Annotated in this window: 6 protein-coding genes; 2 read left to right on the top strand and 4 right to left on the bottom strand. The window is 39.5% G+C overall.

What is annotated here, in order from left to right; translation table 11 throughout:
• Nucleotides 1-106: 106 nt before the first annotated feature.
• From Q0O89_RS10310 to Q0O89_RS10295, 4 genes are read right to left on the bottom strand one after another with little or no spacing between them, the layout of a single operon-like run.
• A complete protein-coding gene (locus Q0O89_RS10310; protein WP_293731605.1) occupies nucleotides 107-754 on the bottom strand; it encodes an ABC transporter ATP-binding protein in 648 nt (215 codons plus the stop codon).
• Nucleotides 751-1,548, bottom strand: a complete 798-nt coding sequence (locus tag Q0O89_RS10305; protein ID WP_293731604.1) for an ABC transporter permease — start codon at nucleotides 1,546-1,548, stop codon at nucleotides 751-753. The genes Q0O89_RS10310 and Q0O89_RS10305 overlap by 4 nt, the downstream gene beginning before the upstream one ends.
• On the bottom strand, nucleotides 1,548-2,627 hold the full coding sequence (locus tag Q0O89_RS10300) for a capsule biosynthesis protein (protein WP_293731606.1): 1,080 nt from the start codon (nucleotides 2,625-2,627) through the stop codon (nucleotides 1,548-1,550). Before Q0O89_RS10300 ends, Q0O89_RS10305 begins: the two co-directional genes overlap by 1 nt.
• A 51-nt stretch (nucleotides 2,628-2,678) precedes the next feature.
• On the bottom strand, nucleotides 2,679-3,851 hold the full coding sequence (locus Q0O89_RS10295) for a polysaccharide biosynthesis/export family protein (protein WP_293731603.1): 1,173 nt from the start codon (nucleotides 3,849-3,851) through the stop codon (nucleotides 2,679-2,681).
• A gap of 264 nt (nucleotides 3,852-4,115) precedes the next feature.
• Here Q0O89_RS10295 and Q0O89_RS10290 point away from each other — a divergent pair, with 264 nt between their 5' ends.
• Both Q0O89_RS10290 and Q0O89_RS10285 read left to right on the top strand, forming a co-directional pair.
• Complete coding sequence (locus Q0O89_RS10290) at nucleotides 4,116-4,313, top strand: hypothetical protein (protein WP_293731602.1); 198 nt, start codon at nucleotides 4,116-4,118, stop codon at nucleotides 4,311-4,313.
• Entirely contained in the window at nucleotides 4,313-4,747 is a 435-nt protein-coding gene (locus Q0O89_RS10285; protein WP_293731601.1) for a DUF2335 domain-containing protein, read from the top strand. Before Q0O89_RS10290 ends, Q0O89_RS10285 begins: the two co-directional genes overlap by 1 nt.
• Nucleotides 4,748-4,925: the final 178 nt, after the last annotated feature.

Genomic DNA, 4,925 nt, shown 5'->3' with positions numbered 1-4,925 from the left:
TATACTATAAGGCTTTAAGCCACTTTTTAGCAACAAATTTGTCTATTACACCTAAAAACTCCCTTATACTTGATGACTTAGGAGTTATTTATCTTTCAATAAAAAACTAAGATGCATTATAAAATTTATAGGCTTCGTCCATATTATCAAATTTATGCATCATCCCATTATCAAGTACCATCGCATTATCGCAATATTCTTTAATTGCGGCAGGACTATGAGAAACAAGGATAATAGAGCGATCTTTACGCTTTTCAAACAACTCATATTTGCATTTTGCCGTGAAGCGATTATCCCCTACTGCAATCACCTCATCAATCAAATAGCAATCAAATTCCACAGAAAGAGAAATAGCAAAGGCAAGGCGAGCTTTCATACCTGATGAATATTTTTTCACTGGTTCATATAAATAATCACCCAACTCGGAAAATTCTTCGGTAAAATTTTTCATATATTCAAGATCCGTACCATAAATCCGGCTGATAAAACGCAAATTATCCATTCCCGTTAAGCTCCCCTGAAATGCCCCACTAAAAGCCAAGGGCCAAGAAATGCTCATTTGCCGATCAATTACACCGCTTGTTGGCGGCTCAACACCGCTCATTAAACGGATAAGGGTCGATTTTCCCGAACCATTACGCCCCAAAATCCCTATTTTCTCGCCTTTTTTAAGCTCAAAATTAATATCTTGTAACACCGTTTTCCAACCGTTACGGGTATAATAACGTTTGCTGACATTTTTTACGCTAATCATTGTGGCTCAATTCCCTTACTAAAATTCTTCACCATTATTAAACCCACTAATAACATCGCCAAATCACAAACAATCAAGAAACCAATATTTTCATAGGTGGTAACTGATTCGCCAAAATATCCGTGACGGAACATTTCCGTACCGCTAATCATCGGCACCCATTGCAGAACCTCTTTAGCTTGCTGCGGAAGTGTGTGTAATAAAAAGAATGCGCCGGATAACGGCATAAACACAAAACTCAACGTTCCCCAAATTTTATCAAAAGCTTCATATTTTTGGGCAATAGCACAAATAATTAACCCTAAGCCAACTGCAAAGATTGCCATTAATAACCACGCCATCACCATATACAATGTATCTTGCGGCATATCAATCCAGCCTATTGCTACAAATGCGAGCATAATAAAAATTTGCGCAGTGGTTGCACCGGCTATTTCTAATAACATACGGGCAAAAATGGTATCTAAGGGCCTAACATTACGATGATAAAGCAGACTTAAATTGGCTGAAACGGCACCAATGGCACGCCCTGAAGCATTGCGCCACATCATCATTAACGGGTAACCGGTAATGGCAAAAGCAACGATATTTAGCGTAGAAACCTGATTGGCTCGAACAAATGTCCAGAGCAACGTAATCAATAGCGTCATCATTAACGGCTCAACAAAAAGCCATAAAAAACCAATATTATTACGTCCATATCGCGTAATAATTTCACGCATCAATAGAGCATAAATTACCCTACCTTGAATAACACGCGAACGTTTAAATGTTGTTTTATTGCCATATCGCATTAGTTTTTATGCTCTCTTATACTTGCAATTAACAAACTCAATACACCGTATAACATTAATCCAATAATAAATGTGGATAAAATATTGTATAACCGATGAGGTTCTGCCGCCCAATCCGGTTGGCTAGGTTGATTAACTACTTCCAAGTAAAGTTGTTGGCGATCAGATTCACTACGTGTATTTTGCAAAGACGTCATTGCCGCCGCTAATTGTTGCGTTGCCAGTTCGTTTGCTAAAACTAATCGCTGATAATCCGCACTTTGCGTCGCAGCAGAATTGCCACGTCCCGATAAAAGTTTAGATTGTTCATTAATTTCTTTTTTCAAACTTTTTTGACGCATCAATAATGCTTCGACTTGTGGATTATCCGGCGTCATAGACTGTAATTGCGCAAGCTGCGTTTCCACTCGAACTAACTCAGCTTTTAAGGTTGAAATCAAGGTTAACTGCACACTAGATTGTGCCGGCAAATCAAAAATATTATTTTTAATTCGATATTCCGTTAAAGCTGCCCCAGCTTCTTTCACATTATGCTCAGCATTCGCTACTGCCTGCTCCGCATATTCCACCGTATCTTTTCGAGCGCGCTCATTTAAACGGTTAATTAATTGTTCACCTAAATTTAACAACTTCTGATTAATCGCCTGTCCTTCTGAAGAATCGAAAGCACGCACACGTAATGTCGTAATACCTGAAACGGAATCCAAATCTACGCTAATCCGATCTTTAAAATAGCGATAAAATTCTTCTTCTGAACCACTTAAACCAAAAGTATTAAAACGGCTAAAAAAATCCCCTTTAGTGGAATAGAAATCCTTCACAGGAATTTCTTCTTCAAGTTGAGAAAGTGCGGTGCGAGATTGAATATATTCGCGAACCGTATAAGCATCATCTTGTGAACGTGAAAAACCGGTTCCCTGTAGTAGCGCACCAAAACCTGTTAAAGACGCTTGATTTTTCGGTGAACGCACGACAAAACTCGACTCAGAAATATACACATCTGACGCGAACAATCCAAAATAAATGGTTGAAAATAGTGTTGGCAAAAACAGCGTCAACCACAATAAAGGATTTCGCATTTTAGATGTTTTTTTCTTATTATTTATTGCTAAATTTTCCATAAAACATCCTTAATATGCACGAATCGTATTCGTTGTACTGGTGACAGGCGAAGTGATAGAGAAGATCATTCTCAAGAATTTTTGGAATTCTGCCAATGGTGCATTTGATACATAGACAATATCTTTATCTTGCATTGGGAAACGTTGCAATAAAAACAAAGACTGAGGATCTAATAAATCTGCACGATAAACCGTTGGCACATCCATTCCTACACCATACCCCTTCGCTTGCCAATTTTTCTGTTGATTTTCGTTAAGCTGCTCATAAGGCACATAACGGAAAACAAAAATACCGCGAGGGTCAGAACGTGTATCAATCAAGCCCCCCATTTTACCAATGGCTTCAGCCAACGTAATCCCCTTGCTAGAAAACCGCACTTGTTGATTATTCCCCACCGCACCTAAACCGGTAAAACTATATGGCGTATTCAATAACGACACCACATCGCCGGCACGTAAGAAAATATTTTGTCGAGGATCGGCAATTAATGTCACATAGGCCAAGGTTTTCACCTGATTACCACGCGTTAATTGCACCGTGACATCATCAATATTTTCCTGCGATCCCCCCACTGCAGCAACCGCATCTAATACACGCTCATTGCTTGCTGTTAACGGCATCCGCATTGCACTTCCCTGACGCACAACAGTAACATCTGCAGAATTATTATTCGCAAGCTTAACCAACACTTGCGGCTGATTGGCTTTACGTTTCAGCGCGCCCACAATCTGGCCTTGAATTTGCTCAGGCGATTTACCTACCACCGAAATATTCCCCACAAAAGGCACACTCACCGTACCGTTTTGGTTAACCATTTGTGGCGGCAATTGGGTTAAATGTCCACTCCCCTGTCCATCTGCACTAAAAGTTCCCCCAAACAAAACCGCAGGCGGAGCTTCCCAAATAGAAATTTCTAACACATCGCCCGCATTCACTGTTCCGCTATAACCCGCTCCACTATTTAATACATCAAATCCCGAAAATAATTGCTGCCCTTGGGTTTGATAAAGGCGTTGGACCAAATTATTATCTAACTCAATCACATTGACATCAGGAAGGGCTTTATTGTCATTCACCGACACGACTTTACTGTAACTCGGACCAGAGGTAGGCAGACTATCACACCCTGCCACCATAAGACTCAACGCCAATAAAGATAACGTTGAATAGGGATTTTTCATATTTTTTTCCTTTTTACGATATTATGTAGTAGTTGCACAAAGCTGGAATGGCGATTGGTGTGCTTGTCGAACCACGGTTGGTGAGCTTGTCGAACCACGGTTGGTGAGCTTGTCGAACCATAAAACATTTCAGCGTTTACTGCACAAGATAACAATTAATCCAATGACAAGTCAAATCATCCCCCCTAAACTATTTGCACAGCCTATTATTTTAAAGTATGCTTTAACACAATATTAGTCACAAAAATCTATAAGGAGTAACGTATGACAGCTTTAACACATCACCGTTGCATTAAAAATTTCCTGCTAGGTTTTAGCTCTATTCTTAGCATTATTCCCGTAACATCCACAACCCCATTCCGCCCAATTAATGCTGAAGAAGCAGCAACAAAACTTATTCGTTCTTCGTGGGAAAATGTTGGAAAACATTTAAATCAAACTCGAACAATAGGTAATGCATAATGAATGCAAAATCAAAACCAGTAAAACCGCAAGAAATTATTGAAGCGGTAAAACGCAATCCGATGATTCTTGAAGAACCTGAATTAAAAGCAGTAATGGTACACCATCAGAAAATCCATTCTGGTCCATTACCTCCCGCTGAAGATATCATGTTGTATAATCAACACATACCAAATGGCGGAGATCGCCTAATGGCAATGGCTGAAAAATCACTCTCTATCGCAGAAAAAGCACAAGAAGCTGAAATCAACCTACGCAAAGGCGAACAAGATATTCAAAAGCGTGGACAATGGTTAGCTATTACAGTTGTTCTATTATTTTCTGCTTTATCCGCATATATTGCACATCTAGGTGATACAAAAACAGCAGCACTACTAATGGGAGCCGGATTAGTTAGTATTGTTGGTGCTTTCCTATATGCTAACAAAAAATAATCTTTAAAGGTTATTTCTATTTTCTCAGACACTGAGCGTTATAACACATATTAATATCCCAGCATGGAAGAACCATACTGGGTTACGCATAAACCAGCCCCTTTGGGGCTGAGAATTAGAGTGGCAAAGCCACTCAACTATGCGTAACCTAGTACGCATTTTGCGTGCTAGGTATAAA

The organism is uncultured Actinobacillus sp. (genome assembly GCF_945915845.1).
GTDB lineage: Bacteria > Pseudomonadota > Gammaproteobacteria > Enterobacterales > Pasteurellaceae > Exercitatus.
Note: the sequence above shows the minus strand (reverse complement) of the source record. Positions and strands in the feature narration are given on the sequence as shown.

Coding starts and splice junctions, on each gene's coding strand:
- Q0O89_RS10300 (WP_293731606.1), bottom strand. CDS start 2,627: ATGCGAAATCCTTTATTGTGGTTGACGCTGTTTTTGCCAACACTATTT.
- Q0O89_RS10305 (WP_293731604.1), bottom strand. CDS start 1,548: ATGCGATATGGCAATAAAACAACATTTAAACGTTCGCGTGTTATTCAA.
- Q0O89_RS10310 (WP_293731605.1), bottom strand. CDS start 754: ATGATTAGCGTAAAAAATGTCAGCAAACGTTATTATACCCGTAACGGT.
- Q0O89_RS10295 (WP_293731603.1), bottom strand. CDS start 3,851: ATGAAAAATCCCTATTCAACGTTATCTTTATTGGCGTTGAGTCTTATG.
- Q0O89_RS10290 (WP_293731602.1), top strand. CDS start 4,116: ATGACAGCTTTAACACATCACCGTTGCATTAAAAATTTCCTGCTAGGT.
- Q0O89_RS10285 (WP_293731601.1), top strand. CDS start 4,313: ATGAATGCAAAATCAAAACCAGTAAAACCGCAAGAAATTATTGAAGCG.